The sequence below is a fragment of the Rhodococcus sp. 14-2483-1-1 genome (assembly GCF_002259335.1).
Lineage (GTDB): Bacteria > Actinomycetota > Actinomycetes > Mycobacteriales > Mycobacteriaceae > Rhodococcoides.
In genome coordinates, this window is sequence record NZ_NPFX01000021.1 from 214,936 (window position 1) to 240,080 (window position 25,145).

At 64.9% G+C, this 25,145-nt stretch carries 26 protein-coding genes; 17 read left to right on the top strand and 9 right to left on the bottom strand.

Going from position 1 to position 25,145, the window contains the following annotated elements; genetic code table 11:
- Positions 1-3: 3 nt before the first annotated feature.
- From cysT to CH294_RS19520, 3 genes are read left to right on the top strand one after another with little or no spacing between them, the layout of a single operon-like run.
- Positions 4-897, top strand: coding sequence for a sulfate ABC transporter permease subunit CysT (cysT, locus tag CH294_RS19510; RefSeq protein WP_212709818.1), 894 nt, complete (start codon positions 4-6; stop codon positions 895-897).
- Positions 894-1,694, top strand: coding sequence for a sulfate ABC transporter permease subunit CysW (cysW, locus tag CH294_RS19515; RefSeq protein ID WP_032379180.1), 801 nt, complete (start codon positions 894-896; stop codon positions 1,692-1,694). The genes cysT and cysW overlap by 4 nt, the downstream gene beginning before the upstream one ends.
- Complete coding sequence (locus tag CH294_RS19520) at positions 1,694-2,743, top strand: sulfate ABC transporter ATP-binding protein (RefSeq protein WP_032402411.1); 1,050 nt, start codon at positions 1,694-1,696, stop codon at positions 2,741-2,743. The genes cysW and CH294_RS19520 overlap by 1 nt, the downstream gene beginning before the upstream one ends.
- On the opposite strand, the gene CH294_RS19525 is transcribed toward CH294_RS19520, so the two are convergent.
- Genes CH294_RS19525 through CH294_RS19545 form a run of 5 tightly spaced genes read right to left on the bottom strand, consistent with a single transcriptional unit; the run spans position 2,671 to position 8,111 of the window.
- A complete protein-coding gene (locus tag CH294_RS19525) occupies positions 2,671-3,444 on the bottom strand; it encodes a sirohydrochlorin chelatase (protein ID WP_094738861.1) in 774 nt (257 codons plus the stop codon). The genes CH294_RS19520 and CH294_RS19525 overlap by 73 nt on opposite strands.
- Positions 3,441-4,745: a GTP-binding protein gene (locus tag CH294_RS19530; RefSeq protein ID WP_032379177.1), complete on the bottom strand. Its 1,305-nt coding sequence runs from the start codon at positions 4,743-4,745 to the stop codon at positions 3,441-3,443. The genes CH294_RS19525 and CH294_RS19530 overlap by 4 nt, the downstream gene beginning before the upstream one ends.
- On the bottom strand, positions 4,745-5,689 hold the full coding sequence (cysD, locus tag CH294_RS19535) for a sulfate adenylyltransferase subunit CysD (RefSeq protein ID WP_032402552.1): 945 nt from the start codon (positions 5,687-5,689) through the stop codon (positions 4,745-4,747). Before cysD ends, CH294_RS19530 begins: the two co-directional genes overlap by 1 nt.
- A complete protein-coding gene (locus CH294_RS19540; protein WP_032379572.1) occupies positions 5,686-6,396 on the bottom strand; it encodes a phosphoadenylyl-sulfate reductase in 711 nt (236 codons plus the stop codon). Before CH294_RS19540 ends, cysD begins: the two co-directional genes overlap by 4 nt.
- Positions 6,393-8,111 carry a nitrite/sulfite reductase gene (locus CH294_RS19545; RefSeq protein WP_094738977.1) on the bottom strand — a complete coding sequence of 573 codons (1,719 nt, stop codon included), beginning with the start codon at positions 8,109-8,111 and terminating at the stop codon, positions 6,393-6,395. Before CH294_RS19545 ends, CH294_RS19540 begins: the two co-directional genes overlap by 4 nt.
- Before the next feature lie 368 nt (positions 8,112-8,479).
- Between CH294_RS19545 and hemW the strand changes: the two genes are divergently transcribed.
- Positions 8,480-9,691, top strand: a complete 1,212-nt coding sequence (hemW, locus tag CH294_RS19555; RefSeq protein ID WP_094610087.1) for a radical SAM family heme chaperone HemW — start codon at positions 8,480-8,482, stop codon at positions 9,689-9,691.
- A 64-nt stretch (positions 9,692-9,755) separates the two neighbouring features.
- Here the strand turns inward: hemW and CH294_RS19560 are convergent, their stop codons facing one another.
- Positions 9,756-10,061 carry a type II toxin-antitoxin system VapB family antitoxin gene (locus tag CH294_RS19560; RefSeq protein ID WP_008715485.1) on the bottom strand — a complete coding sequence of 102 codons (306 nt, stop codon included), beginning with the start codon at positions 10,059-10,061 and terminating at the stop codon, positions 9,756-9,758.
- A 133-nt stretch (positions 10,062-10,194) separates the two neighbouring features.
- Here CH294_RS19560 and hrcA point away from each other — a divergent pair, with 133 nt between their 5' ends.
- The 8 genes from hrcA to era all read left to right on the top strand — a co-directional run bounded on the left by hrcA (position 10,195) and on the right by era (position 18,046).
- A complete protein-coding gene (gene hrcA, locus CH294_RS19565) occupies positions 10,195-11,238 on the top strand; it encodes a heat-inducible transcriptional repressor HrcA (RefSeq protein WP_032379171.1) in 1,044 nt (347 codons plus the stop codon).
- 98 nt (positions 11,239-11,336) lie between these two features.
- Entirely contained in the window at positions 11,337-12,494 is a 1,158-nt protein-coding gene (dnaJ, locus tag CH294_RS19570) for a molecular chaperone DnaJ (RefSeq protein WP_032402415.1), read from the top strand.
- 3 nt (positions 12,495-12,497) lie between these two features.
- Complete coding sequence (locus tag CH294_RS19575) at positions 12,498-13,271, top strand: 16S rRNA (uracil(1498)-N(3))-methyltransferase (protein WP_094738863.1); 774 nt, start codon at positions 12,498-12,500, stop codon at positions 13,269-13,271.
- Entirely contained in the window at positions 13,268-14,023 is a 756-nt protein-coding gene (locus CH294_RS19580) for a prolyl oligopeptidase family serine peptidase (RefSeq protein ID WP_094738864.1), read from the top strand. Before CH294_RS19575 ends, CH294_RS19580 begins: the two co-directional genes overlap by 4 nt.
- A 94-nt stretch (positions 14,024-14,117) precedes the next feature.
- Entirely contained in the window at positions 14,118-15,161 is a 1,044-nt protein-coding gene (locus CH294_RS19585; RefSeq protein ID WP_032402418.1) for a PhoH family protein, read from the top strand.
- A 47-nt stretch (positions 15,162-15,208) separates the two neighbouring features.
- Positions 15,209-15,751 (top strand): rRNA maturation RNase YbeY, encoded by a 543-nt coding sequence (gene ybeY / locus CH294_RS19590; protein ID WP_094738865.1) that lies wholly within the window; start codon positions 15,209-15,211, stop codon positions 15,749-15,751.
- Between the two features lie 40 nt (positions 15,752-15,791).
- A complete protein-coding gene (locus tag CH294_RS19595) occupies positions 15,792-17,114 on the top strand; it encodes a hemolysin family protein (RefSeq protein ID WP_094738978.1) in 1,323 nt (440 codons plus the stop codon).
- A 17-nt stretch (positions 17,115-17,131) separates the two neighbouring features.
- Complete coding sequence (gene era, locus CH294_RS19600; protein ID WP_032379164.1) at positions 17,132-18,046, top strand: GTPase Era; 915 nt, start codon at positions 17,132-17,134, stop codon at positions 18,044-18,046.
- 18 nt (positions 18,047-18,064) lie between these two features.
- On the opposite strand, the gene CH294_RS19605 is transcribed toward era, so the two are convergent.
- Positions 18,065-19,486, bottom strand: a complete 1,422-nt coding sequence (locus tag CH294_RS19605) for an amidase (RefSeq protein WP_094738866.1) — start codon at positions 19,484-19,486, stop codon at positions 18,065-18,067.
- Between the two features lie 73 nt (positions 19,487-19,559).
- Here CH294_RS19605 and recO point away from each other — a divergent pair, with 73 nt between their 5' ends.
- The 4 genes from recO to CH294_RS19625 are packed head-to-tail and all read left to right on the top strand — an operon-like array spanning position 19,560 to position 22,625.
- Positions 19,560-20,393, top strand: coding sequence for a DNA repair protein RecO (recO, locus tag CH294_RS19610; RefSeq protein WP_008715506.1), 834 nt, complete (start codon positions 19,560-19,562; stop codon positions 20,391-20,393).
- The gene (locus tag CH294_RS19615; RefSeq protein WP_094738867.1) at positions 20,350-21,168 is read left to right on the top strand and encodes an isoprenyl transferase; all 819 of its coding nucleotides are present in this window, start codon (positions 20,350-20,352) and stop codon (positions 21,166-21,168) included. The genes recO and CH294_RS19615 overlap by 44 nt, the downstream gene beginning before the upstream one ends.
- Positions 21,161-21,583: a hypothetical protein gene (locus CH294_RS19620; protein ID WP_094610093.1), complete on the top strand. Its 423-nt coding sequence runs from the start codon at positions 21,161-21,163 to the stop codon at positions 21,581-21,583. The genes CH294_RS19615 and CH294_RS19620 overlap by 8 nt, the downstream gene beginning before the upstream one ends.
- Positions 21,584-21,632: 49 nt before the next feature.
- Positions 21,633-22,625 (top strand): iron-siderophore ABC transporter substrate-binding protein, encoded by a 993-nt coding sequence (locus tag CH294_RS19625; RefSeq protein ID WP_094610094.1) that lies wholly within the window; start codon positions 21,633-21,635, stop codon positions 22,623-22,625.
- A gap of 7 nt (positions 22,626-22,632) precedes the next feature.
- On the opposite strand, the gene CH294_RS19630 is transcribed toward CH294_RS19625, so the two are convergent.
- Together CH294_RS19630 and CH294_RS19635 are read right to left on the bottom strand one after the other, a co-directional pair.
- The gene (locus CH294_RS19630; protein WP_032402421.1) at positions 22,633-23,073 is read right to left on the bottom strand and encodes a Fur family transcriptional regulator; all 441 of its coding nucleotides are present in this window, start codon (positions 23,071-23,073) and stop codon (positions 22,633-22,635) included.
- The gene (locus CH294_RS19635; protein ID WP_032379570.1) at positions 23,070-23,408 is read right to left on the bottom strand and encodes a metalloregulator ArsR/SmtB family transcription factor; all 339 of its coding nucleotides are present in this window, start codon (positions 23,406-23,408) and stop codon (positions 23,070-23,072) included. Before CH294_RS19635 ends, CH294_RS19630 begins: the two co-directional genes overlap by 4 nt.
- A 325-nt stretch (positions 23,409-23,733) precedes the next feature.
- Between CH294_RS19635 and CH294_RS19640 the strand changes: the two genes are divergently transcribed.
- Entirely contained in the window at positions 23,734-25,119 is a 1,386-nt protein-coding gene (locus tag CH294_RS19640; RefSeq protein ID WP_094738868.1) for a glycine--tRNA ligase, read from the top strand.
- Positions 25,120-25,145 lie beyond the last annotated feature (26 nt).

Genomic DNA, 25,145 nt, shown 5'->3' on the forward strand with positions numbered 1-25,145 from the left:
TCGATGCCATCTTCGACCACCGAAACCGCAGCTGCGGGTTCGCCAGTCCCGCCCGGTACGAGACCTCGGTTTCGTGCCGGGCGGGAAGGCCGAAAGTTCAGGGGCCCTGGGTCAGTGGGGCCGCTCGGTCTCGGGGTCGCCGTGTTGTGGCTCAGCGTCATCGTGCTGCTTCCGTTGGCCGCGTTGACGGTTCAGTCGTTCGACGACGGTCTGGCCGGCTTCTGGGATGCGATAACCGTGCCGCGTGCCCTGGCCACATTCAAGGTCACCCTCTTGGTGTCCGTTGCGGCCGCAGTGATCAATCTGTTCCTGGGCACCCTCATCGCGTGGGTCCTGGTGCGGGACGAGTTTCCGGGTAAACGATTCGTCAACGCCTTGATCGATCTGCCGTTCGCATTGCCGACCATCGTCGCAAGTTTGGTGTTGCTGTCTCTTTACGGACCGGCGAGTCCGATCGGGCTGGTATTCAACGCAACCAAGCCCGCGGTCATTGTCGCTCTGCTGTTCGTCACGTTGCCGTTCGTGGTGCGTGCGGTGCAACCGGTGCTGATCGAGTTGGACAAAGACGTCGAGGAGGCGGCCGCGTCGCTCGGAGCCAACAACTGGACCATCTTCCGACGCATCGTTCTGCCGGTGTTGTTGCCGGCAGTGCTGTCGGGCGGGGGCCTCGCGTTCGCCCGCGCGATCGGGGAGTTCGGCTCGGTGGTGCTCATCGGCGGCAACATCCCCAACGACACTCAGGTGGCGTCGCAGTACATTCGCGAGCTGATCGAGTACGACCGCCCGATCGACGCTGCAGCTATCTCGGTGGTGCTGTTGGCTATTGCGTTTGCAGTGCTGTTCGTGCTTCGCATCATCGGAAACCGGCTGGCCAGACGTGAGGAGCAGCTCTCGTGAAGATCAGCCTCCCGGTCAAACTGTCCCTGCGCACGATTGCGTTGATCTATCTCGCCGTACTCGTGCTCTTTCCGCTCGCCGCGATCCTGTATCGAACTTTCGAGGACGGCGTCGTGTCGTTCTTCGAGCAGATCACCACTCCTGCGGCACAATCGGCCTTGCAACTGTCACTGCTGATCGTTGCCATCGTGGTACCGATCAACGTCGTCTTCGGTGTGGTCACCGCGCTGGCGTTGGTACGAGGGCGGTTCCGCGGTAAAGGCGTACTCGAGGCGATCGTCGATCTGCCTTTCGCGGTGTCGCCGATCATCACCGGTGTCGCGCTGATTCTGCTGTGGGGTGCCAACGGGTGGTTCGGAGGAGTGGAGAGTCTCGGCTTCAAGGTGATTTTCGCACTTCCCGGCATGGTGATAGCGACCATCTTCGTGACGCTGCCTTTCGTCGTCCGCGAAGTGGAACCGGTTCTGTACGAGATCGGCGAAGAGCAGGAAGAAGCAGCATCGACCTTGGGCGCAAGCTCCTGGCAGACGTTCTGGCGCATCACCCTTCCGGCGATCCGATGGGGCCTGACCTACGGTGTCGTACTCACAGTCGCTCGTTCGCTCGGCGAGTTCGGTGCCGTCATCATGGTCTCGACCAACCTCCCCGGCATTTCGCAAACACTGACGTTGCTGGTCAATTCACGCTACGAGGACTTCAATCAACAGGGCGCATACGCCGCGTCCACACTGCTGATGGCGATCGCCGTCATCGTGCTGTTGCTGATGACGGTTCTCGACAAGAAGAGGACGAAGTAATGACCGAGAAATCCTCCGAGATCGAGATCTCCGTTGTCGGTGCCAACAAGCACTACGGCGATTTCGCTGCTCTCGACAACGTCAGCATCGACATCCCCAAGGGATCGTTGACGGCGCTGCTCGGCCCCAGCGGCTCGGGCAAGTCCACTCTGCTGCGCTCGATCGCCGGCCTCGAACAACTCGACTCCGGTCGGGTGGTGCTCGCAGGCCAGGACGTGACGTGGGTCAGCCCGCAGCGACGCGAGATCGGCTTCGTCTTTCAGCACTACGCGGCGTTCAAACACCTCACGGTGCGAGACAACGTCGCGTTCGGTCTGCAGATCCGCAAGCGGCCCAAGGCCGAGATCGCCAAGAAGGTCGACGAGCTGCTCGAGATCGTCGGGCTGGCCGGCTTCCAGAGTCGCTACCCGGCGCAGCTCTCCGGTGGACAGCGCCAGCGCATGGCGCTGGCTCGCGCCCTCGCAGTCGACCCCCAGGTGCTCCTGCTCGACGAGCCCTTCGGCGCGCTCGACGCCAAGGTCCGCGCCGATCTACGGACGTGGCTGCGCCGCCTGCACGACGAGGTGCACGTCACCACGGTCCTGGTGACTCACGACCAGGAGGAGGCCCTCGACGTCGCGGATCGGATCGCGGTGCTCAACAAGGGCCGTATAGAGCAGGTCGGCACCCCGGAGGATCTGTACGACCGTCCGGCCAACAACTTCGTGATGTCGTTCCTGGGCCAGGTCGCGAAGCTGAACGGACTTCTCGTGCGGCCGCACGATATTCGCGTCGGGCGTGATCCGTCGTTGGCGCAGGCCCAAGCCAGTGGTACCGCAGAATCGGCCGGTGTGACGCGTGCCGTCGTCAAGCGCGTGGTGCATCTCGGCTTCGAGGTGAAGGTCGAGCTAGAGAACGCGGCCACGGGTGAACTGTTCGCCGCGCAGATCACGCGCGGTGACAGTGAGGCCCTCGGTCTTCGTGAGGGCGAGACCGTCTACGTGCGAGCGACTCGGGTGCCGACGATCGCCGACGCCACCGATGCGGCGCGGGCAACTGCCGAGTCGTAGCGCCGCGATACCAGTTCGGCCAGAGCTGGGTGAGCTCCGATCACGTCGGCGTGCACCACATCCGGTCGGTCCGACAGTGATGCTTCGATCCGATCGGTGAGCAGTCCCGGAGCCAGGAACCACGGTGCCACGACGATTCGAGTGGCACCCATCGCGCACAAGTGCGCGACGGCGTCCTCGGGGGACGGCTCGACGGACGTGGCAAAACAGGTCACGGCGCCGGCCCAGCCAGTCCCGGCGAGCAATTTCTGGGCGACCACTCGGGTGCGCTGATTCGCCGGTGACACCGAGGATCCGACCGCAGCCAATGCGATGCCCACAGTCGGATCGTCCAGTGCGACACCGGTATCGAGGATGCGATCACGCACCGCCTCGATCAGGAGGCGGTCGTCGCCCAGCACGTCGGCCTGCACGATCGACACGTGCCGATGCCGGGAGCGTGCGTCGGCCAGCAGCTCCGGCAGGTCGACCTTGGCGTGAAAGGCCTTGCCCAGCAACAACGGGACACTGACGATGCGGGTGTGTCCAGCGTCGACCACGGCGTCCACGACGTGCCCGACGCCGGGCTCGGTGAGGTCCAGGAACGCGACGCGTACGTCCAGATCCGGCCGCCGCCGACGGAGGACGTCGACGGCGCGGTGGATCGCCGCGCCGGAGCGCGGGTCACGACTGCCGTGGGCAACCGCGATCAACGCGGTCACGCCGGAACTGCCGACCCCAGCTCGACTGCAGCCAGAGCATTGCCGACGAGCCCGGCGGCCAGGGTGTTGCCGCCCGCAGGATCGATCAGCAAGAAGCTGCCCGTGTGCCGGTTGACGGCGTAGTCGTCTGCCACGATCGGTTCGGCAACCCGCACCGAAATGCGGCCGATCTCGTTGAGCTCCAACGATTCCGGGCTTTCCTGTGCGGTGAGCTGCTGTTCGTCGAACCGCTCGATCAGAGTCCCGACGATGGCCTGGGTGGTGCGGGTTCCGTGCTTGAGCAACAGGCGAGCGCCTGGGCGAAGCGGCTTCTCCGCGAGCCAGCACACGGTGGCCTCGAAATCGCCGATCGGCTCGGGTGCGTCCTGCGGGGAGGCGATGGTGTCGCCGCGCGAGACGTCGACGTCGTCGGCGAGGACGAGTGTGACACTGCGTCCAGCGTGAGCTGTGCGCAATTCGCCGTCCGCAGTATCGATGCGCTCGACCGTGGTTCTGGTACCGGAGGGCAGAATGACGACCTCGTCGCCGACGTCCACGGTGCCGGCCGCCACCTGCCCGGCGTACCCGCGATAGTCGGGGAAGTCGGCTGTGCGAGGCCGGATCACGTACTGCACAGGGAAACGAAGACCGACCCGGTGCGGTTCGGCGTCGACCGGAACCGACTCGAGGTGTTCGATGAGGGTGGGTCCGTCGTAGTACGGGGTCTTGTCGGACTTCACCGCGACGTTGTCGCCGTGCAGTGCGGACACCGGAATCTCGATGACGTCCTCGGTGGACCAGCCGAGCGAGGAGGTCAGCGAATTGAACTCTGCCGAGATCTCGGCGAAGACGGTCGCGGGGTCCTCGACCAGATCGATCTTGTTGACGGCCAGCACCAGGCGCGGAACGCCCAGGAGGGCCAGAACCGCTGCATGCCTGCGGGTCTGGGTGATCACGCCTTTGCGGGCATCGACGAGCAGGATGACCAACTGAGCCGTCGACGCGCCCGAGACGGTGTTGCGGGTGTACTGCACATGGCCGGGAGTATCGGCCAGCACGAAGGAGCGATTGGGCGTCGCGAAGTAGCGGTAGGCGACGTCGATCGTGATGCCCTGTTCACGCTCGGCGCGCAAACCGTCGACCAGGAGGGACAGATCCGGTGTGGCCAATCCCTTGTCCACCGACGCGCGAGTGACGGCGTCGATCTGGTCTGCCAGAACGGATTTGGTGTCGTACAACAGCCGTCCGACGAGGGTGGACTTACCGTCGTCGACGCTACCTGCGGTGGCGAGGCGAAGAAGCTGCGTTCCTGTGCTGCTCATCAGAAGTATCCTTCTCGTTTGCGATCTTCCATGGCAGCCTCGGACACGCGGTCGTCGCCGCGAGTGGCTCCGCGTTCGGTCAGCCTGGACGCGGCGACCTCGGCGAGGATCGCCTGGTTGTCGGAGGCTTCGGACAACACGGCACCGGTAGTGGATCCGTCGCCGACGGTGCGGTAGCGCACCGAGAGCGTCTGCAGCTCCTCGTTCTCGGCCGGTCCGCCCCACACACCCGGGGTCATCCACATGCCGTCGCGCTGGTAGACGGGGCGCTGGTGTGCGTAGTAGATGCTCGCCAGTTCCACGTCGTCACGCGCGATGTAGCGCCAGATGTCGAGCTCGGTGAAGTTGCTGAGCGGGAACACGCGCACCTGCTCGCCGGGGGAATGCCTGCCGTTGTACAGATTCCACAGTTCGGGGCGCTGCTTCTTCGGCTCCCACTGACCGAATGCGTTGCGCAGAGAGAAGATTCGCTCCTTGGCGCGGGCTCGTTCCTCGTCCCGTCGCGCACCGCCGAAGACTGCGTCGAATCTGTTCTCGGAGATCGCGTCGAGAAGAGGCACGGTCTGCAGCGGGTTGCGGATGCCGTCGGGACGCTCGGTGAGGCGGCCGTCGGCGAGGTACTCCTCGACGCTGGCCACGTGCAGGCGCAGGTTGTACTTCGCGACCACGTGATCGCGGAAGTCCAGCACCTCCTGCAGGTTGTGACCGGTGTCGACGTGCAACAGCGCGAACGGGAGGGGAGCGGGCCAGAACGCCTTGATCGCCAGGTGCAGCAGTACGGTCGAGTCCTTGCCGCCGGAGAACAGAATGACGGGGCGCTCGAACTCGCCCGCCACCTCACGGAAGATGTGGATGGCTTCGGATTCGAGTGCGTCGAGGGTGTCGAACCGATCTGCATCGAGATGGGTTCGACCGACGGTGGCCGAGGTGAGATCGAGTGTCATGAGGCGTGCAACCCACATTCGGTCTTGGCCTTGCCGGCCCATCGACCGCTACGTGGGTCGGCGCCGGGGGCTGGTTTGACGGTGCACGGTGCGCACCCGATGGACGGATATCCCTCGTCGACGAGGGGATTGACCAGAATCGAATGTTCGTCGATGTAGGCCTGCATCTGCTCGTCCGACCACGGTGCGATCGGGTTGATCTTCACCAGGCCGAAGGCGTCGTCGAAAGAGATGAGCGGGGCGTTGGCCCGGGTGGGGGCCTCGACCCGACGGATGCCGGTGACCCACGCGCTGTAGTTCGCCAGCTCCTTCTTCAAGGGCGCGACCTTGCGCATCGCGCAGCAGCGATTGGGCTCGCGGGCGAACAGGTCCTTGCCCTCGATCGAATCCTGTTCTGCGACAGTCTTCTCGGCGCGGGCGTTGACCACGTGAACACCGTAGACTGCCTCGACGGCGTCGCGCGTTCCGATGGTCTCGGCGAAGTGGTAGCCGGTGTCGAGGAACAGCACGTCCACACCCGGGTGAACCTGTGCAGCGAGGTGAACGAGAACCCCGTCCTGCATGTTGGAGGCGACGATGAAGTCGTTACCGAAGTTGTCCTCGGTCCACTGCAGCAGCTCCAGTGGGCTGGCACCGTCGAGTTCGCGGGCACCGCGCTCGGCGATGTCCTTCAATTCCTCTACCGTCAAATTCAGCCTGGTACTCATCGCAAATCCGCCTCGTCTGCTCGCACGGCCCACTGAGCGAACCGTTCGCCGTCCTCGCGGTGCTTGTCGAAATTGCGCACCACTCTGTCGATGTAATCTCCCAGCTCGGAGCTGTTGACCTTGTGCTGGCGCAACTTCCGGCCGAACGCACTGTCCAGACCGAGGCTGCCTCCGAGATGAACCTGGAAACCCTCGATCTGATTCCCGGCTCCGTCGTCGACCAACTGACCCTTGAAGCCGATATCTGCGATCTGCGACCGCGCGCACGAGTTGGGGCAGCCGTTGATGTTGATCGTGATCGGAACGTCGAGTCGGCTGTTGATGTCGGACAAGCGCTCTTCGAGCTCGGGGACGAGAACCTGTGAGCGCTTGCGGGTTTCGGCGAACGAGAGCTTGCAGAATTCGATGCCGCTGCACGCCATCAGGTTCTTGCGCCAGTGCGAGGGCCGGGCAGGCAGGCCCAGCGCATCGAGGTCGGAGATGAGCTGATCGAGCGTCTCGTCCGGAACATCGAGGACGATCAGCTTCTGGTACGGCGTGAACCGGACGCGATCCGACCCTGCCTTCTCCGCAGCGTCGGCGACGGCGGCGAGGATAGTGCCGGACACGCGGCCGGCGATGGGTGCAACACCGACGGCGTTGAGCCCGTTCTTGAGCTTCTGGATCCCGACGTGATCACGGGGCCGAGCGGGCTTCTCGGGCGCCGGGCCGTCGATGAGCTTGCGGTGCAGGTACTCGTCCTCGAGGACCTGGCGGAACTTCTCGATGCCCCAGTCCTTGATGAGGAACTTCAGGCGCGCCTTGGTGCGAAGCCGGCGGTAGCCGTAGTCACGGAAGATCGAGACGACGCCTTCCCAGACGTCGGGAACGTCCGCGAGCGGAACCCAGACGCCGACTCGCTGCGCGAGCATGGGGTTGGTGGACAGTCCGCCGCCGACCCACAGGTCGAGGCCTGGTCCGTGTTCGGGATGTACGACGCCGACGAATGCGCAGTCGTTGATCTCGTGCACCACGTCCTGCAGGCCCGAGATCGCCGTCTTGAACTTGCGCGGCAGGTTGGAGTACTCCGGCTTGCCGATGTAGCGCTCGACGATCTCGTCGATGGCGGAGGTGGGGTCGAGGATCTCGTCGACGGCTTCGCCCGCGAGCGGGGAACCGAGCACCACGCGCGGGCAGTCGCCGCACGCCTCGGTGGTCTTCAGGCCGACGGCTTCGATCCGACGCCAGATCTCGGGGACGTTCTCGACCTCGATCCAGTGGAACTGCACGTTCTCTCGATCGGACAGGTCGGCGGTGTCGCGACCGAACTCCTGAGAGATTCCCGCGAGCACACGCAGTTGCTCCAGGTTCAGTGCGCCCGCGTCGCAGCGGATGCGCATCATGAAGTACTTGGCCTCGAGCAAGTCGATGTTGTCGTCACCGGTGAAGGTGCCGTCGTACCCCTGTTCACGCTGGGTGTAGAGGCCCCACCAGCGGAAGCGGCCGCGAAGGTCGCCCTTGTCGATGCTGTCGAAGCCCTGCTTGGAGTAGATGTTCTCGATGCGGGCACGCACGTTGAGCGGGTTGTCGTCCTTCTTGGACTGCTCGTTGGCGTTCAGTGGCTCCCGGTAACCCAGTGCCCACTGGCCCTCGGCTCGACGCTTGGTCGGCCGCGGCGTGCGCTCCCGTGGTGTGGCGGAGGCAGCGTCGGTGGTCGCGTCGCTGGTCGACGACATGCATTGCTCCTGCATCTTCTGTGCTGGCCGGCTTCCGTGCTGGCATCCTTCGGGTCGTCGCGCGAGGCGCTCGCGACACGAGTGGGAAGCCGGTGGATCGAATGGACGTGCTCGAAGGAGGCTGGGTCAGCAGCCGGTCGTGTGTCGACACGACGCGCTGCAGACACGGCCGAGATCGACATGGCGGCGCGCCACGAGTCGAATTCCTGAGTCGGTCACGGGTGCCATTGTGCCACGTCATCGGGGCGACGGAAGACCGCGGCGGCTATTTACCCCGATTTCGGGGTAAATAGGCTGGCAGGGCTGCTGCGATTGCTCTCGGCGGCGGGTGGGGAGAAGGGCCTGCACTCTCTGGGAGACTGGAGACCGTGAATACCGTCGTACCCGTCCCGTCCACCTTCGAGTTGCCGACCGAGGCGTTCGACGGCGTGGGGGACCGGGCGTTCGGGATCTACGTGCACGTTCCGTTCTGCGCCACGCGATGCGGCTACTGCGACTTCAATACCTACACGGCTGGGGAGCTCGGTACGTCGGCGTCGCCGCAGTCCTGGTTGGAGGGCTTGCGCCGCGAACTCGACATCGCCGCGGGTCTCATCGAAGCGGGAACGGGTCGCGTTCCGACGGCCGACACCGTCTTCGTCGGCGGCGGCACACCGTCGCTGCTCGGGGGCGACGGGTTGGCCGACGTACTCGGGGCGGTCCGGTCGAGTTTCGGCGTCACCGACGGCGGCGAGGTGACCACCGAATCGAACCCGGAATCGACGTCTCCGGAGTTCTTCGACCGACTCCGCACCGCGGGCTTCACCCGGGTCTCGCTCGGAATGCAGTCCGCCGCACCGCATGTGCTCGCAGTTCTCGATCGCACCCACACGCCAGGTCGAGCGGTCGCTGCGGCGAAGGAGGCTCGCGCGGCCGGGTTCGAGCACGTCAACCTCGACCTCATCTACGGCACTCCGGGCGAGCGAGACAGCGACCTCGATCAATCTCTTGCCGCCGTGCTCGAGGCCGGCGTCGACCACGTCTCGGCGTACGCGCTGATCGTCGAGGACGGTACGGCCATGGCCCGCAAAGTGCGCCGCGGTGAGCTGCCCGCCCCGGACGACGACGTGCTTGCGAGTCGATACGAACGCATCGACACGGCTCTGAACGCAGCCGGCCTTTCCTGGTACGAGGTGTCGAACTGGGCCACCGATGCCGACGCGCAGTGCCGCCACAACATCGGCTACTGGGACGGCGGCGACTGGTGGGGCGCGGGTCCGGGCGCACACAGCCACATCGGCGGCACTCGGTTCTGGAACGTCAAACACCCGGCGGCATACGCCGATCGCCTGGCCACCGGGGTACTGCCGGTGCACGGCAGCGAATTACTCAGCGCCGAGGATCGACACCTGGAGGAGCTGATGTTGACCGTCCGACTCCGCACGGGAGTGCCGGTGAGCGTGCTCGGGCCGGCCGAGCGCGCCGCTGCCGAACAGGCGGTCGTAGACGGGTTGATGGCGGCGCGGGGGGACCATCTCGTGCTGACCGACCGAGGACGATTGCTCGCCGACGCGGTAGTGCGCAGCATCGCAGCGGCGTAGCGCAGACCTACTCAGGCACTCAGCGCCTACTCAGGCACTCAGCGTTTCCAGGACCTTCGTACCCTCAGGCACCCAGGGCGTCGTAATCGAACACTCTGGCGTGCAACACCGTTCGGTTCCGCAGTGCTGCACGCACGGCTCGGTGCAGGCCGTCTTCGAGATAGATGACGCCGCGGAATTGCACGGCGTGGGGGAAGAGGTCGCCGTAGAAGGTGGAGTCCTCGGACAGCAATCGGTCGAGTTCGAGCACCTTTGTCGTGGTGACGATCTCGTCCAGACGGAGCTGGCGTGGCGGGATTCTCGACCAGTCGCGGATGGACAGGCCGTGCTCGGGGTACGGCTTACCGTCACGAACACCCTTGAAGATCATCGCGAGGCCTGAGCCGCTGGACCGAATCGAAAGAACGTTTCCACCCGGACCACAGTAAGGCCTTGCACGAGCATGCGTGCCTCGGCTACTAGACTCGAGCGACGATTGGAAACGAGAACGGAGGTGGGCACCGATGTCGAGCACCGACGACAGGCGGTTCGAGGTTCTACGAGCGATCGTGGCGGACTACGTGTCCACCCAGGAACCCGTCGGTTCACGGGCGTTGGTCGAGCGACACAACCTCGGCGTGTCGAGTGCCACCGTGCGCAACGACATGGCTGTGCTCGAGGCCGAGGGGTACATCGCTCAACCGCACACCAGCTCCGGACGGGTACCGACCGACAAGGGGTATCGCCAGTTCGTCGATCGGATCGCCGACGTCAAGCCGCTGTCGGCCGCCGAACGCCGGGCCATCCTGGAATTCCTCGAGAACGGCGTCGACCTGGACGATGTACTGCGGCGCGGCGTCCGACTGCTGGCTCAGTTGACCCGTCAGGTTGCCGTGGTGCAGTACCCCACACTGTCGGCGTCATCGGTTCGGCACCTCGAGGTGGTGGCGCTCACCCCGGCTCGGTTGCTGCTGGTGCTCATCACCGACTCGGGTCGGGTCGATCAGCGCATCGTCGAGCTCGGTGACGTCCTCGACGACGAGAACCTGTCGCAGCTGCGTCGCCTGCTCGGCAGCGCGCTGGAAGGAAAGCGACTGGCCGCCGCGTCCGTCGCGGTGGCCGAACTCGCCGAGAACGCTCCGGCCGGGCTACGGGACGCCATGATCCGATCGGCCACGGTGCTGGTGGAATCGCTGGTCGAGCACCCCGAGGAACGCCTGGTACTCGGCGGAACGGCGAACCTGACGCGCAACGCCGCGGACTTCGCCGGCGACGCGGGGTTTCCCGGATCGCTCCGAGCGGTACTCGAGGCGTTGGAAGAGCAAGTGGTGGTGCTCAAACTGCTCGCAGTGACGCAGGACACCCGCACCGTGACCGTGCGGATCGGTGAGGAAACGCAGGTCGAGGAGATGCGTGGAACGTCGGTGATTTCCACCGGCTACGGGTCGGCTGGCATGGTCCTCGGAGGAATGGGTGTTCTGGGGCCGACCCGGATGGACTACCCAGGAACAATTGCATCGGTCGCCGCGGTTGCCAGGTACATCGGCGAGGTCCTGGCCGAGCGCTGAGACGAGCGAGAACCGATCGAAGACCGGCAGCGGGGGCACGGGCCGCCGGCACGCAGCATCAACGAACGAGATTCATCTTCTAGGACGAAAGAGACGACGTGGCACGGGATTATTACGGGACTTTGGGCGTCGGCCAGCAGGCGACTGACCAGGAGATCAAGCGCGCCTACCGAAAACTGGCGCGAGAACTGCACCCGGACGTCAACCCGGACGAGGCCGCACAGGCCCGGTTCAAGGACATCTCCACCGCCTACGAGGTGCTCTCCGATCCGGAGAAGCGTCGCATCGTCGACCTCGGCGGCGACCCGCTGCAGCAGGGCGGCGGAGGCGGCGGCGGTGGGTTCGGTGGAGCCGGATTCGGCGGTGGCCTGGGGGATGTTTTCGAGGCATTCTTCGGCGGCGGTGCCGGTGGGGCCCAGCGCGGGCCCAAGGGGCGTGTGCAGCCGGGAGCGGATTCGCTGCTGCGGACCAAGCTGACCCTCGACGAGTGCGCCACCGGCGTGACCAAGCACATCACCGTCGACACCGCGATCCTGTGCGACCTGTGCACCGGCTCGGGCACCAACGGCGACTCCAAGCCGGTTCGGTGCGAAACCTGCGGCGGTGCCGGTGAGGTGCAGTCGGTGCAGCGCTCGTTCCTCGGCCAGGTCATGACCAGCCGCCCGTGCCCCACCTGCCGCGGTGCAGGCGAGACCATTCCCGATCCTTGCCGCAAGTGTGGCGGCGACGGGCGGGTGCGCTCGCGTCGCGACATCTCGGTCAAGGTTCCCGTCGGCGTGAGCAACGGCATGCGGATCCGTCTTGCCTCGCAGGGTGAGGTAGGTCCGGGCGGTGGCCCCGCGGGAGATCTGTACGTGGAAATCGTCGAACAGCAGCACGAGGTGTTCGTCCGCGACGGCGACGATCTGCACTGCACCGTCCGCGTTCCGATGGTCGACGCCGCACTCGGCACCTCGGTGAACATCGATGCGATCATCGACGGGCCTACCGAGATTTCGATAGAACAAGGCACACAACCGAATTCGACGACCGTGTTGCGCGGGCACGGTATGCCCAAGCTACGTTCCGGTATTCGCGGTGACTTGCATGCCCACCTCGAGGTCATCGTGCCGACCAAGCTGGACAGCAAGCAGACCCAACTGCTCGAACAGCTCAAGTCGATGCGAGATCGCGACTCGGCCGAGGTCGTCACCACCGGTTCCGCACACAGCGGTGGACTGTTCTCGCGGTTGCGGGAAGCGTTCAGCGGTCGTTGATCCATGGCCCCCACGGTCTTCTATCTCTCGCCGCTGCCGAAGGTCGGCGATATCGCCGTGCTCGACGGTAAGGAGGGGCATCACGCCGCGACGGTGCGACGCATTCGCGTCGGAGAGCGGGTGCTTATCGGTGACGGCGCGGGCGGCTTGGCCGATACGGTCGTCGTCGCAGCGGAGAAGAACCGACTGGAACTGACCGTGCAGTCGCGCAGCGAGATGCCGCGTTCCACTCCGGTGGTGACGCTCGTGCAGGCATTGCCGAAGGCGGACCGATCGGAACTCGCCATCGAGCTGGCCACCGAGGCAGGCGTCGACGCTGTGGTGCCCTGGCAGTCCGCGCGATGCGTCGCACGGTGGGAGGGCCCGAAGGCAGCCAAGGGTGTCGCGAAGTGGCGGAGCACCGCAGCGGAGGCAGCCAAGCAGTCGCGTCGGGCATTCATCCCCGAGGTCGCGGAGCTGCACGATTCGCGTGCCGTGTATGCCCTGGTCGGCGCGATCATCGCGCGCGGCGGGGTTGTTGCCGTGCTGCACGAGGGTGCCACCTCGGCGTTTCGGGACCTGCCGTTCGACTCGGTTCCCGAGGTTGCGCTCGTCGTCGGACCCGAAGGTGGCCTCGACGACCGCGAAGTCGCTGCTCTCACCGAAGCCGGGGCGACCCCGGTGGTGCTGGGACCCACGGTGCTGAGGACGTCGACGGCAGGAGCCGTGGCACTCGGCGCGCTAGGGGTGCTCACCTCTCGTTGGACGCAACTGCCTCCGGATTTTCGGAACGCATGAGCGCACGGATCAAGCTTGCCTACGGCGATCATGCCGAGCAATTCGGCCATCTCTACCTGCCGCCCGAGCCCGTCGATGCGTCGACGCCGGTCGTCGTGGTGATACACGGCGGATTCTGGAGCGGGCAGTACGGATCGAACCTCGGCACCCAATTCGCGCGCGCTGTCGCGGCAGCTGGGGCGGTGGCGTGGAACATCGAGTACCGACGCGTCGGCGCAGGTGGACACTGGCCGGAGATGCAGTCCGATGTGACCGCAGCACTCGACGTGGTGGCCGGGGAACTGCAGCACCACGCCCCGGCCGGCATCGACGACGTTCGCGTCATCGGACACTCCGCAGGCGGACACCTGGCAGTGTGGCTCGGCGGCGAAACGAGTACGACAGTGCGGCCGTCGCGCATCGTCTCGCAGGCCGGCGTCCTCGACCTCGAGCCGCGCGGTGCGTCGGGTCGAACCAATCCGGCGGTCGAGGCGTTGCTGCAGGCTCGATACGAGGACGACCCCGCGCTGTACCGATCGGCGTCGCCTGCTGCCCGTGTGCCCATCGGTATCCCGACGATCTGCCTGCACGGGTCCGAGGACGTCCAGGTCCCGGCGGTGCAGAGCGAGCGGTATGTCGAGACGGCAAGAGCAGCCGGAGACGACGCGCAGCTGACGGTAGTCCCGGGCGAGGACCACTTCGCGTTCCTGAATCCGGATTCGCGGTGTTGGGCACTCTCGCTCGACGCCGTGCTGGGCGGGAGCGGCGAGTAACAGGAATGCGCATCGATGCTGCGGCGTTAAACTTCATTCGAACACCGATCCATGTCTCCACAACCGAAACAAGAGAGCAGGCCATAGCCACCACGTGAGTGAACACAGCGAATTTCCCGCCGAGCGTGATGTTCGGTCCACCTTGGAGCTCGCCCCCGAAGCAGTGATGCCTCTGCTGGGACAGTCCGACGAGAACCTGCGGGCGCTCGAGCAGATGCTGACGGCAGACATCCACGTACGAGGAAACGCCGTGACGCTCACCGGAAAAGTGGCCGATGTGGCGCTGGCCGAACGGGTGATCTCCGAGTTGGCCGCGCTCGCCAAGCGCGCCCAGCCGCTGACTCCCGACGCCGTCCGCCGCTCGATCGCCATGCTCACCGAGGGCGTGTCGGATTCGCCGGCCGAGGTCCTGAGCTTGGACATCCTCTCGCGTCGCGGCAAGACGATCCGGCCCAAAACGCTGAACCAGAAGCGGTACGTGGACGCGATCGACTCCAACACCATCGTGTTCGGCATCGGACCTGCCGGTACCGGCAAGACGTACCTCGCGATGGCCAAGGCCGTTCAGGCATTGCAGACCAAGCAGGTCAGCCGCATCATCCTGACGCGTCCGGCAGTGGAAGCGGGGGAGCGCCTCGGTTTTCTGCCCGGTACCTTGCACGAGAAGATCGACCCGTACCTGCGCCCGCTGCACGACGCGTTGCACGACATGATGGACGACGAAGCGATCCCCAAGTTGATGCAAGCAGGGGTCATCGAGGTCGCCCCGCTCGCGTACATGCGCGGTCGTACGCTCAACGACGCGTTCATCATTCTCGACGAGGCGCAGAACACCACGGCCGAGCAGATGAAAATGTTTCTGACGCGTCTGGGGTTCGGCTCGAAGATCGTGGTCACCGGCGACGTCACCCAGGTCGACCTTCCGGGTGGCGCAAAATCGGGATTGCGTGCCGCATCCGAGATTCTCACCGACCTCGACGACATCCACTTCGCGCAGCTCACCAGCAGTGACGTGGTGCGGCATCGCCTGGTGTCGGAAATCGTCGACGCATACGAGCGCTTCGAGTCGGCATCGGAAGGTGTGATTCCCAACCGCGAGCAACGCCGCAGCGGTGGACCGCGTTCGGCGAGAAGATGATTCAGGTGTACGAAAAGACAGGCAACGAGAGCGTGGGTAGTGGCTAGATGAGTATCGAAGTGTCCAACGAGTCGGGGATGGACATCTCCGAACCCGAGCTGGTGTCGGTCGCACGGTTCGCGATCGCCGGCATGGACGTGCATCCCGCCGCGGAACTGTCGATGGTGCTGGTGGATTCGGCCACGATGGCGGACCTGCACATGCGGTGGATGGATCTGCCCGGCCCCACCGACGTGATGTCGTTTCCGATGGACGAGCTCGAGCCGGGCGGTCGTCCCGATGCGCCCGAACCCGGACCGGCGATGCTCGGCGACATCGTGCTGTGCCCGTCGTTCGCTGCGGATCAGGCTGCTGCTGCGGGCCATTCGCTCGAGCACGAGCTCGCATTGCTGACGGTGCACGGAGTGTTGCATCTGCTCGGCTACGACCACGCCGAGCCGGACGAAGAAAAAGAAATGTTCGAGCTGCAGAACCGTCTGCTCGCCGAATGGTACGAGGATGCCAGGCGGGCCGAGCAGGCCGCAGAACAGGCTGCCGCCGATGCACGGTTGCTCGGCAAAGCCGGTTTCGTCGACGGTGTCGATCGGTGATGTCCTTGTTCGGACCGGTCGAAGTGCGGGGTTCCGACGCGTGAGCAGTGCTGTTGCACTCATCGTTTTCGCTGTCCTTCTGGTGCCTCTCGGTGGAATGTTCGCCGCCGTCGATTCCGCGCTGAACACAGTGTCGCGCGCGCGGATCGACGACATGGTCAAGGACGAGCGACCCGGTGCCACTGGCCTCGTCGTTGTGGTCGCCGACCGTCCTCGCTACGTCAACTTGATGGTGCTACTGCGCATCCTGTGCGAAATCGGCGGCACCGTCCTGCTCGCGGGCGGCCTGACACAGCTGATCGATTCCACGACGGCCCTGGTCATCACCGCAGTGGTCATGGTGCTGGTCAGCTACGTCGTGATCGGTGTCGGACCGCGAACCCTCGGCCGGCAGAACGCGTACTCGATCGCTCTTGCGGCAGCGTTTCCGCTGCGCGCGCTCGGTTGGCTCCTCGGACCGATCAGCAGGCTGCTCATTCTCATCGGTAATGCGATCACCCCGGGTAAGGGATTTCGCAACGGCCCGTTCGCATCCGAGATCGAACTGCGCGAGTTGGTGGACATGGCCCGCGAGCGCGGCGTCGTGGCCGACGACGAGCGGCGGATGATTCAATCCGTGTTCGAGTTGGGGGACACCTCCGCCCGTGAGGTCATGGTCCCGCGGCCCGAGATGGTGTGGATCGAGTCGGACAAGTCGGCCGGCCAGGCCACGTCGTTGGCTGTACGCAGTGGACACTCGCGCATCCCGGTGATCGGCGAGAACGTGGACGACGTGGTCGGCGTCGTCTACCTCAAAGACCTTGTGCAGCAAACGTATTACTCCACCGATGGTGGCCGCGGGGTGCAGGTGTCCGAGCTGATGCGTCCGGCCGTGTTCGTTCCCGACTCCAAGGCGCTCGACAGTCTGCTCGCCGAGATGCAGCGCGATCGAAACCACATGGCCCTGTTGGTCGACGAATACGGAGGCATCGCAGGCCTTGTGACCATCGAGGACGTCATCGAGGAAATCGTCGGTGAGATCGCCGACGAATACGACTCCGACGAAGTTGCGCCCATCGAGGAGCTCGACGACGGACGGTATCGGGTGTCCTCGCGAGTGCCGCTCGAAGACCTCGGCGAGATCTTCGGGATCGAGATCGAATCCGAGGAGGTCGACACCGTCGGCGGACTGCTCGGACACGAGCTGGGCCGCGTGCCGCTGCCCGGTGCTCAGGTGATCACACACGGACTGCTGCTGCGCGGTGAAGGTGGGGCCGACCCCAAGGGGCGCGTCCGCATCACCACCGTGCTGGTCGAAAAGATCGAACCCGACGAAGAATCCACCGAGGACGACGACTCGTCGGACGTCACTCACCAACACTGAAATCTGGAGGTGCTCTTTTGTCCGAGCAGAACAACGGTGAGTTCCGATCCGGATTCGTCTGTTTCGTAGGCCGACCCAACACCGGCAAGTCCACCCTGACCAATGCGTTGGTGGGGTCGAAGATCGCCATCACGTCCTCGCGTCCGCAGACGACGCGGCACACCATCCGCGGCATCGTCCACCGCGAGCACGCGCAACTGATCCTCGTCGACACACCTGGATTGCACCGCCCCAGAACGCTTCTGGGACAGCGACTCAACGATCTGGTGCAGGACACGTACTCCGAGGTCGACGTCATCGGCCTGTGCATCCCGGCCGACGAGAAGATCGGACCGGGGGACCGATGGATCCTCGAGCAGGTTCGCCACATCGCCCCCAAGACCACCTTGATCGGCATCGTCACCAAGATCGACAAGGTCAAGAAGGAACGCGTCGTGCAGCAGTTGATGGCGCTGTCGAAGCTCCTCGGCGACTCCAGCCACGTGATTCCGGTATCGGCCGAATCCGGTGAGCAGGTGGAGAAGCTGGTAGATCTGCTGGCGTCGGAACTGCCACCGGGACCCGCGTTTTACCCCGACGGTGAGCTGACCGACGAGCCGGAGGAAATCCTCATGGCCGAGCTCATTCGGGAGGCCGCGCTCGAAGGCGTCCGCGATGAGCTACCTCACTCGCTGGCCGTCGTCATCGAAGAAGTCGTGCCCCGCGAGGGTCATGACAACATGCTCGACGTGCACGCGATTCTCTACGTCGAGCGGTCGAGTCAGAAGGCCATCATCATCGGCAAGGGCGGCTCGCGACTCAAAGAGGTCGGCACGGCGTCGCGATTGCAGATCGAGAAGTTGCTCGGCACCAGGATCTATCTGGACCTGCACGTGAAAATCGCCAAGGACTGGCAAACCGACCCCAAGCAGATGGGCAAGCTCGGCTTCTGACCTTCCCAGGTGAGCAGGCTACGAAGTTTCACTCACCTGGGTCCACCACGGTTCGGGGCGCTTGCGGTGCCACTGCAGCACGTTCTCGAGTTGAGCGGCAACCGACACCAGCAGTGGCTCCGATGATTCGTGTCCCATCAACTGCAGTCCGATGGGAAGGCCGCTCTTCGTCAGACCCGCGGGGACGTTCACGCTCGGCCAGCCCAGGACGTTCCACGGCCACGTGTAGGGGCAGTGCTCGGTGATGACCCGATCGGTGTCGGTGTTGGAGATGCCGTCGATGGCGTCGACCCGCGGCGGGGGAGTTGCCGTGGTCGGGGCGAGCACGATGTCGTAGTCGTCGAAGAACCGGCCGATGCGGCGCCCGATGCGCGGTTCGGCCGCGCGGGCTGCGCGCAACGGGGCTCCGGCGAGGGCCCGGCCGCTCTTGGCGTTGGCTCGGGTCCTTGGGTCGGCGAGGGCCGGATCGGGAAGGCGATCGAGCCACGTGGCAACGCCTGCCAGCGAGCGCGGTAAGAAGTTGAGCCCCAGCAACATTCCGTATGCGGGATCGTCGACGACCACCTGGTGTCCGAGCAATCGCAGCACCGCGGCCATCTCGTACGCCGCGGCCGCGATCTCCGGGTCCAGCGGGGCAGGCGTCGGGATGAACGGCTTGCGCAGGCTCAGCGCTATTCGCAGCGAGCCGGGGTTGCGTCCGACAGCATCCGAGACGGTCAACGGAGCCGGGCGATGCAGATCGCCGTCGTGGCCACCGGAGACCACGTCGAGGAGAAGAGCGGCGTCGGCCACCGTGCGCGCGAGCGGGCCGATGACAGTGATGCCGTTGAAGGCCTCGGCGTCCGGCCACGTCGATATCCGTCCCCGTTGTGGCTTGATGCCCACGAGATTGGTCCACGACGCCGGGATCCGAACCGAGCCGGCACCGTCGGAACCCAGTGCAGCCGAGACCAATTCGGCGGCCACCGCTGCAGAACTGCCACCGGAGGAGCCACCGGGGGTGCGCTCGCGGTCCCACGGATTGCGGGTGTGTCCGAAGGTGCCGCCGGTGAACGGCCATTGGCCAAGCTCGGGGCTGTTGGTCTTGCCCACGATCACCGCTCCGGCCGCGCGCAGTCTGCGCACCACCTCCGAGTCTGCGGTGGCAGGCGGAAAGTGCCCGGCGCAGCCGAAGGCGGTGGGCTCGCCGGTGATATCCACATCGTCCTTGACGGCGATCGGAACGCCGAGCAGGGGCGCGGTTCCACCGGCGGCGCGCAGTCGATCCGCCTCGGCGGCCTCGGTGAGTGCGGCGTCGCGGCGCACTATTCGGAAGGCGTTGAGAGTGGGTTGGCTCTTCTCGATCCGGTCGAGCGATTCGGTGACCGCCTGTACCGAGGTGATGCGACCCGACGCGAGTGCGGCGGCCTGGGCAACGAGAGTCGACCGATGAAAATCCACGTTCGCACAGTATCGACTTCTCTCCAGCGCGGGAAGCGGCCACCGATGCGGCACCCGTGGGAGACTGGAAGCCGTGAGGCCATACCGTGACAACGCAGTCGTCCTGCGCCAGCACAAGCTGGGTGAGGCCGACCGCATCGTCACGTTGTTGACCAGGGAGAACGGTATCGTACGGGCCGTCGCCAAAGGGGTGCGTCGTACCAAGTCCAAGTTCGGTGCACGGCTGGAACCGTTCGCGCACATCGACGTACTGCTCTATCCGGGACGCAACCTCGACATCGTCACCCAAGTGCACACCGTCGACGCGTTCGGCGGAGACATCGTCGCCGATTACGGCCGCTACACCACCGGTTGTGCCGTTCTCGAGACCGCCGAACGGCTGGCGGGCGAGGAGCATGCACCGGCGCAGCGACTGCATCAGCTGACCGTCGGAGCGCTTCGAGCGCTTGCCCAGCACGTCCGCCCTCCCGAGCTGGTGCTCGACGCTTATCTGCTGCGCGCCATGGGCTTCGCCGGATGGGCGCCCGCACTGACCGATTGTGCGCGCTGCGCCGCAGTCGGGCCACATCGCGCATTTCATGTCGCCGCCGGTGGAGCGGTGTGTGTGCACTGCCGCCCGCCGGGATCGGCGACGCCGTCGACCGGGGTCCTGGATCTGATGGTCGCGCTCGAACGAGGCGAGTGGGACTACACCGTCACCACCTCCGATGCGGTTCGCAAGCAGGCCAGTGGACTGGTGGCGGCGCATCTGCAATGGCATCTGGAACGGCAATTGCGCACGCTTCCACTCATCGAACGCTCGCACCCGCATCAGGTGCCGCTGGCGCAACCTGACTCCGTGTTCGCCGATACCGTCGGGCAGGATGGGGACCGTGATTCGACGACGAGAGCCGCAACCCCGGCCTGACGGACAGTCGGCAGTGCGCCCTCCCGATCCGCACCCGTCGGGTGCTCGGCCGCCGATTCTGCAGCCGGAACTGATACCTCGCCACGTCGCCTTGGTGATGGACGGCAACGGTCGGTGGGCGCAGGATCGCGGTCTGCCGCGCACCGCGGGGCACGAGCAGGGCGAAGCGGTGCTCATGGACACCGTCTGCGGATGTATCGAGATCGGTGTGCAGTGGTTGTCCGCGTACGCCTTCTCGACGGAGAACTGGAAGCGCAGTCCCGACGAGGTCAAGTTTCTGATGGGCTTCAACCGTGACGTCATTCGTCGTCGACGCGACGAAATGAACGAGATGGGCGTCCGGGTCCGCTGGGCCGGTCGGCGACCCAGGTTGTGGGGCAGCGTCATCAAGGAACTCGAAGTGGCCGAGGAGCTGACGAAGCACAACACCGTGATGACGTTGACGATGTGCGTCAATTACGGTGGGCGTGCCGAGATTGCCGATGCGACAAGGGAAATTGCCCGACAGGTTGCCGCAGGCAAGCTGAACCCCGAGAAGATCACCGAGGCAACCGTCGCGAAGTACCTCGACCAAGCGGATATGCCGGACGTGGACTTGTTCCTGCGACCGTCGGGGGAGCAGCGAACGTCGAACTTCCTGCTGTGGCAATCCGCATATGCGGAGTTCGTGTTCCAGAAGAAGCTCTTCCCGGATTTCGACCGCCGGGACCTGTGGGAGGCGTGTATCGAATTCGCTTCGCGTGATCGACGATTCGGCGGAGTGAAATATGAGTGACGAAGTACAGGGTATCGACAGCTCCGATCAGTTGACGTTGCAGACGCGTGCTCGGCTGGCGCTGTCGCAGTTCGCCACGGTGACCGTCGGCGAGGAGGGGTCACTCGGTTTCGACTACGCCGGTGCCCTGTGCTCGTTGCGGGCCGTACAGCTCTCGCCCGAACTCGAGGTGCTCTCGCTCACCGCGGTGTTGGCGTGGGACAGACCGCTCAAGGCGGCGCTGCACAAGAAGGTCTCGGACCGCAATGCGGATTCGCAATTCGGCGCGATCTCCGTCAATACTCACGACAAGCTCGCAGATGTGTTGCTGCGCTACACCTTTCCGGCGAACGGGCTGGACGACGAGGCCATGTTGACGATGCTGATCCTGGTGCTCGCCGGCGTCGAGAAAGCACGCGAAGGCCTGCTGCCCTGATCGGTCAGCTAAGGTATGCCTGTACTTACTTCGAGTAGAGGCGGATGCAATGACAATGCGGTCGACCCGAATGCTGACGGCAGTGGTGGCGGTGATCGTCCTCGGTGTATCCCTGACGGCCTGCTCGACCGCAGATACCGGCGAATCGGGTACCCCGTCGGCCGACGGTGTCTTCCCGGTCGTCATCGACCACATCTACGGCAGCACGACCGTTCCGGAGAAGCCCACTCGCATCGTCACACTCGGAGTGTCCGACGCCGACGCCGTCATTGCCCTCGGCACTGTGCCGGTCGGGAACACCGGGTACACCTTCTACGAGACCGGACTCGGTCCGTGGACCGACGAGTTGGTGGGCGACGCACCACTGACACTGCTGGGCTCGGAGTCCGAACCGAACTTCGAGCTGATCGCCTCTCTGGCACCGGATTTGATCACCGGGCTGAACGCCGGCTTCGACGAGGCCACCTACACAAAACTCAGTGACATCGCCCCGACGATCGCTCGACCGGCGGGATCGGCGGCATATGCCGTCGATCGAGAGGTGGCCACCGACACCATCTCGCGCGCGATGGGCGAATCCGAGCGTGGCGAGGAGCTCAATGCGCAGACGACCGCGTTGCTCGAGCAGGTTCGCACGGAACACCCCGAGTTCGCGGGCAGGACTGCCGCCGTGGTGCTTCCCTACGACGGGCAGTTCGGTGCGTTCCTACCCGGCGATGCCCGCGGTACGTTCGTCACCTCGTTGGGATTGAAGGTTCCGGAGCCCATTCTCGCTCAGGACGACGGCACGAACTTCTTCGTACCGGTCTCGCTGGAGAACATCTCGATGCTCGACGCCGATGTGGTGCTGTACCTTGGCACGGGTGAGCCCATCGACGTCGTGGCGGAAAATCCGATCTTCGGGACATTGAAGGCAGCGCGCAACGATGCGATCCTTCCGCTGTCCACCGATCAGCGCGGCGCGATCACGTACAACTCGGTTCTGTCGATACCGTTCGCGATCGACGCGGTGGTGCCTCGCGTGGCCGACGCCCTGACGTGAGCGAGGTTCAGCGACCCGCCGCGCTGCACTGACTGCAGGTGCCGAAAATTTCGATGGTGTGACTCACGTCGGTGAAGCCATTGGACTCTGCGACAGTCTGGGACCACTTCTCGACGGTGGGCCCCTCGACCTCGACGGTGAATCCGCATGCTCGGCACACCAGGTGGTGATGATGGCCCGAGGAGCAACGCCGGTAGACCGACTCGCCGTTGTCGGTGCGAAGCACGTCCACCGTGCCGGCGTCGGCCAGCGTCTGGAGCGTGCGATAGACCGTTGTCAGGCCGATTCCCTCACCGCGCTTACGTAATTCGTCGTGCAGGTCTTGTGCAGATTTGAATTCCTCGATGGTGTCGAGCAAGTCCGAGATCGCACTGCGTTGTTTCGTGGCTCGTACTCCGACCACGACGGGTCGTCTCGGCGTTGCGGTATCGGTGGACTTCTCGGTCACAGGTTCCGGCCTTCCTCGGCGTGGGCCACGGCGTCGACGACGATGTGGGAGAGGTGATCGTCGACGAGTCGGTACAGGACTTCGCGGCCGTTGCGTTCTCCACGCACCACACCCGCAGCCTTGAGTACCCGGAGGTGCTGGCTGATCAACGGCTGCGTGACACCGAGGGCGACCACGAGTTCGTGGACGCATCGCTCGGACTCGCGCAGCTGCAGCACGATCGCGATCCGCACCGGGGCCGCAAGCGCGCGCAGAATGTCGCCGGCCGCGGCCAGGGTCTCCTTCGGTGGAATGTGCGCCGGGGGAGCGGCGGCGAACGGGTCGTTCTCGTGCATCGGATGCTCGGGGTCCTGCCGATCCGACGAATCTGTGTGAACGGCCTGCTCGGTGGACACGGTTGCGGCTCCTTCGGTTGCCGACTCGTTCTCGGCGAACTCTCTCTGCACAATCGATGTCATGGCATCAGGTTAGTGCAGTTATCGCTATTGCAAATCGTATTCATTGTGATATGCACAAGTACGCATGTCAATTCCGAACTCGACCGGTGTTCGGATTCGCCCGCCGAGCCAGATAGTCTGATCAGGGCGAAAACCGCCCGCGTCACCCCTCGAGCGATGTGACCGAGAATCACGATGTAACCGAAGATGGAGAGCTCCGCCAGTGGCACCCAAGTCCAAAGTCGAAACCGTCGCCAACCTCGCCAAGCGCAGAGGCCTCGTCTACCCGTGCGGCGAGATCTACGGCGGTACCAAGTCGGCCTGGGATTACGGCCCGTTGGGCGTCGAGCTCAAGGAGAACATCAAGAAGCAGTGGTGGCGCAACATGATCACCAGCCGGGACGACACCGTCGGGCTCGACTCGTCGGTGATCCTGCCCCGTCAGGTGTGGGAGGCGTCCGGTCACGTCGAGACGTTCTCGGACCCGCTGGTGGAGTCGCTGCACACACACAAGCGGTACCGCGCCGATCACCTCATCGAGGCCTACGAAGAGAAGCACGGCCATCCGCCGGAGAACGGCCTGGCCGATATCCGCGACCCCGAGACCGGCGAGCCCGGTTCGTGGACCGAGCCGCGTGCGTTCTCGGGCCTGCTCAAGACGTTCCTCGGCCCGGTCGACAACGAAGAGGGTCTGCATTACCTGCGTCCAGAGACTGCGCAGGGCATCTTCGTCAACTTCGCCAACGTGTTGACCACCTCGCGCAAGAAGCCGCCGTTCGGTATCGGCCAGATCGGCAAGAGCTTCCGTAACGAGATCACTCCCGGAAACTTCATCTTCCGCACCCGCGAGTTCGAGCAGATGGAGATGGAATTCTTCGTCAAGCCCGGCGAGGACGACGAGTGGCATCAGTACTGGATCGACTACCGCATGAAGTGGTACACCGATCTCGGTATCGATCCGGAGAACCTGCGGCTCTACGAGCACGCCAAGGAGAAGCTGTCGCACTACTCCAAGCGCACCGTGGACATCGAGTACAAGTTCGGTTTCCAGGGCAGTGCGTGGGGTGAGCTCGAGGGTGTCGCGAACCGCACCGATTACGACCTGTCGGTGCACTCGAAGGCGTCGGGCCAGGACCTGAGCTACTACGAGCAGTCCACCGACACTCGCTACACCCCGTATGTCATCGAACCGGCGGCAGGCCTGACGCGTTCGCTGATGGCGTTCCTCGTCGACGCGTACACCGAGGACGAGGCTCCCAACGCCAAGGGCGGTGTCGACAAGCGTGTCGTGCTCAAGCTCGATCGCCGTCTCGCCCCGGTGAAGGTAGCGGTGCTCCCGCTCTCGCGTAACGCCGATCTGACGCCGAAGGCGAAAGATCTTGCGCAGCAACTGCGTCAGTACTGGAACGTCGAATTCGACGACGCCGGAGCGATCGGTCGCCGCTACCGACGTCAGGACGAGATCGGTACCCCGTTCTGCATCACCGTCGACTTCGACACCCTCGACGACCACGCCGTCACCATCCGCGAACGCGACACGATGGCGCAGGAGCGCGTGGCTCTCGATCAGGTCGAGGGCTACATCGCGTCCCGACTGATCGGCGCATAGAGCTCACAACACGACAGGGCCCGATC

Bases quoted from the DNA above. Each gene is read 5' to 3' on its own strand.
- CH294_RS19615 (WP_094738867.1), top strand. From the start codon at position 20,350: ATGGGGACCGTGATTCGACGACGAGAGCCGCAACCCCGGCCTGACGGA.
- ybeY (WP_094738865.1), top strand. From the start codon at position 15,209: ATGAGTATCGAAGTGTCCAACGAGTCGGGGATGGACATCTCCGAACCC.
- CH294_RS19625 (WP_094610094.1), top strand. From the start codon at position 21,633: ATGACAATGCGGTCGACCCGAATGCTGACGGCAGTGGTGGCGGTGATC.
- hrcA (WP_032379171.1), top strand. From the start codon at position 10,195: ATGTCGAGCACCGACGACAGGCGGTTCGAGGTTCTACGAGCGATCGTG.
- CH294_RS19540 (WP_032379572.1), bottom strand. From the start codon at position 6,396: ATGAGTACCAGGCTGAATTTGACGGTAGAGGAATTGAAGGACATCGCC.
- CH294_RS19530 (WP_032379177.1), bottom strand. From the start codon at position 4,745: ATGAGCAGCACAGGAACGCAGCTTCTTCGCCTCGCCACCGCAGGTAGC.
- CH294_RS19560 (WP_008715485.1), bottom strand. From the start codon at position 10,061: ATGATCTTCAAGGGTGTTCGTGACGGTAAGCCGTACCCCGAGCACGGC.
- CH294_RS19635 (WP_032379570.1), bottom strand. From the start codon at position 23,408: ATGCACGAGAACGACCCGTTCGCCGCCGCTCCCCCGGCGCACATTCCA.
- CH294_RS19575 (WP_094738863.1), top strand. From the start codon at position 12,498: ATGGCCCCCACGGTCTTCTATCTCTCGCCGCTGCCGAAGGTCGGCGAT.
- cysT (WP_212709818.1), top strand. From the start codon at position 4: ATGCCATCTTCGACCACCGAAACCGCAGCTGCGGGTTCGCCAGTCCCG.
- CH294_RS19580 (WP_094738864.1), top strand. From the start codon at position 13,268: ATGAGCGCACGGATCAAGCTTGCCTACGGCGATCATGCCGAGCAATTC.
- CH294_RS19620 (WP_094610093.1), top strand. From the start codon at position 21,161: ATGAGTGACGAAGTACAGGGTATCGACAGCTCCGATCAGTTGACGTTG.
- CH294_RS19545 (WP_094738977.1), bottom strand. From the start codon at position 8,111: ATGTCGTCGACCAGCGACGCGACCACCGACGCTGCCTCCGCCACACCA.
- CH294_RS19520 (WP_032402411.1), top strand. From the start codon at position 1,694: ATGACCGAGAAATCCTCCGAGATCGAGATCTCCGTTGTCGGTGCCAAC.
- cysD (WP_032402552.1), bottom strand. From the start codon at position 5,689: ATGACACTCGATCTCACCTCGGCCACCGTCGGTCGAACCCATCTCGAT.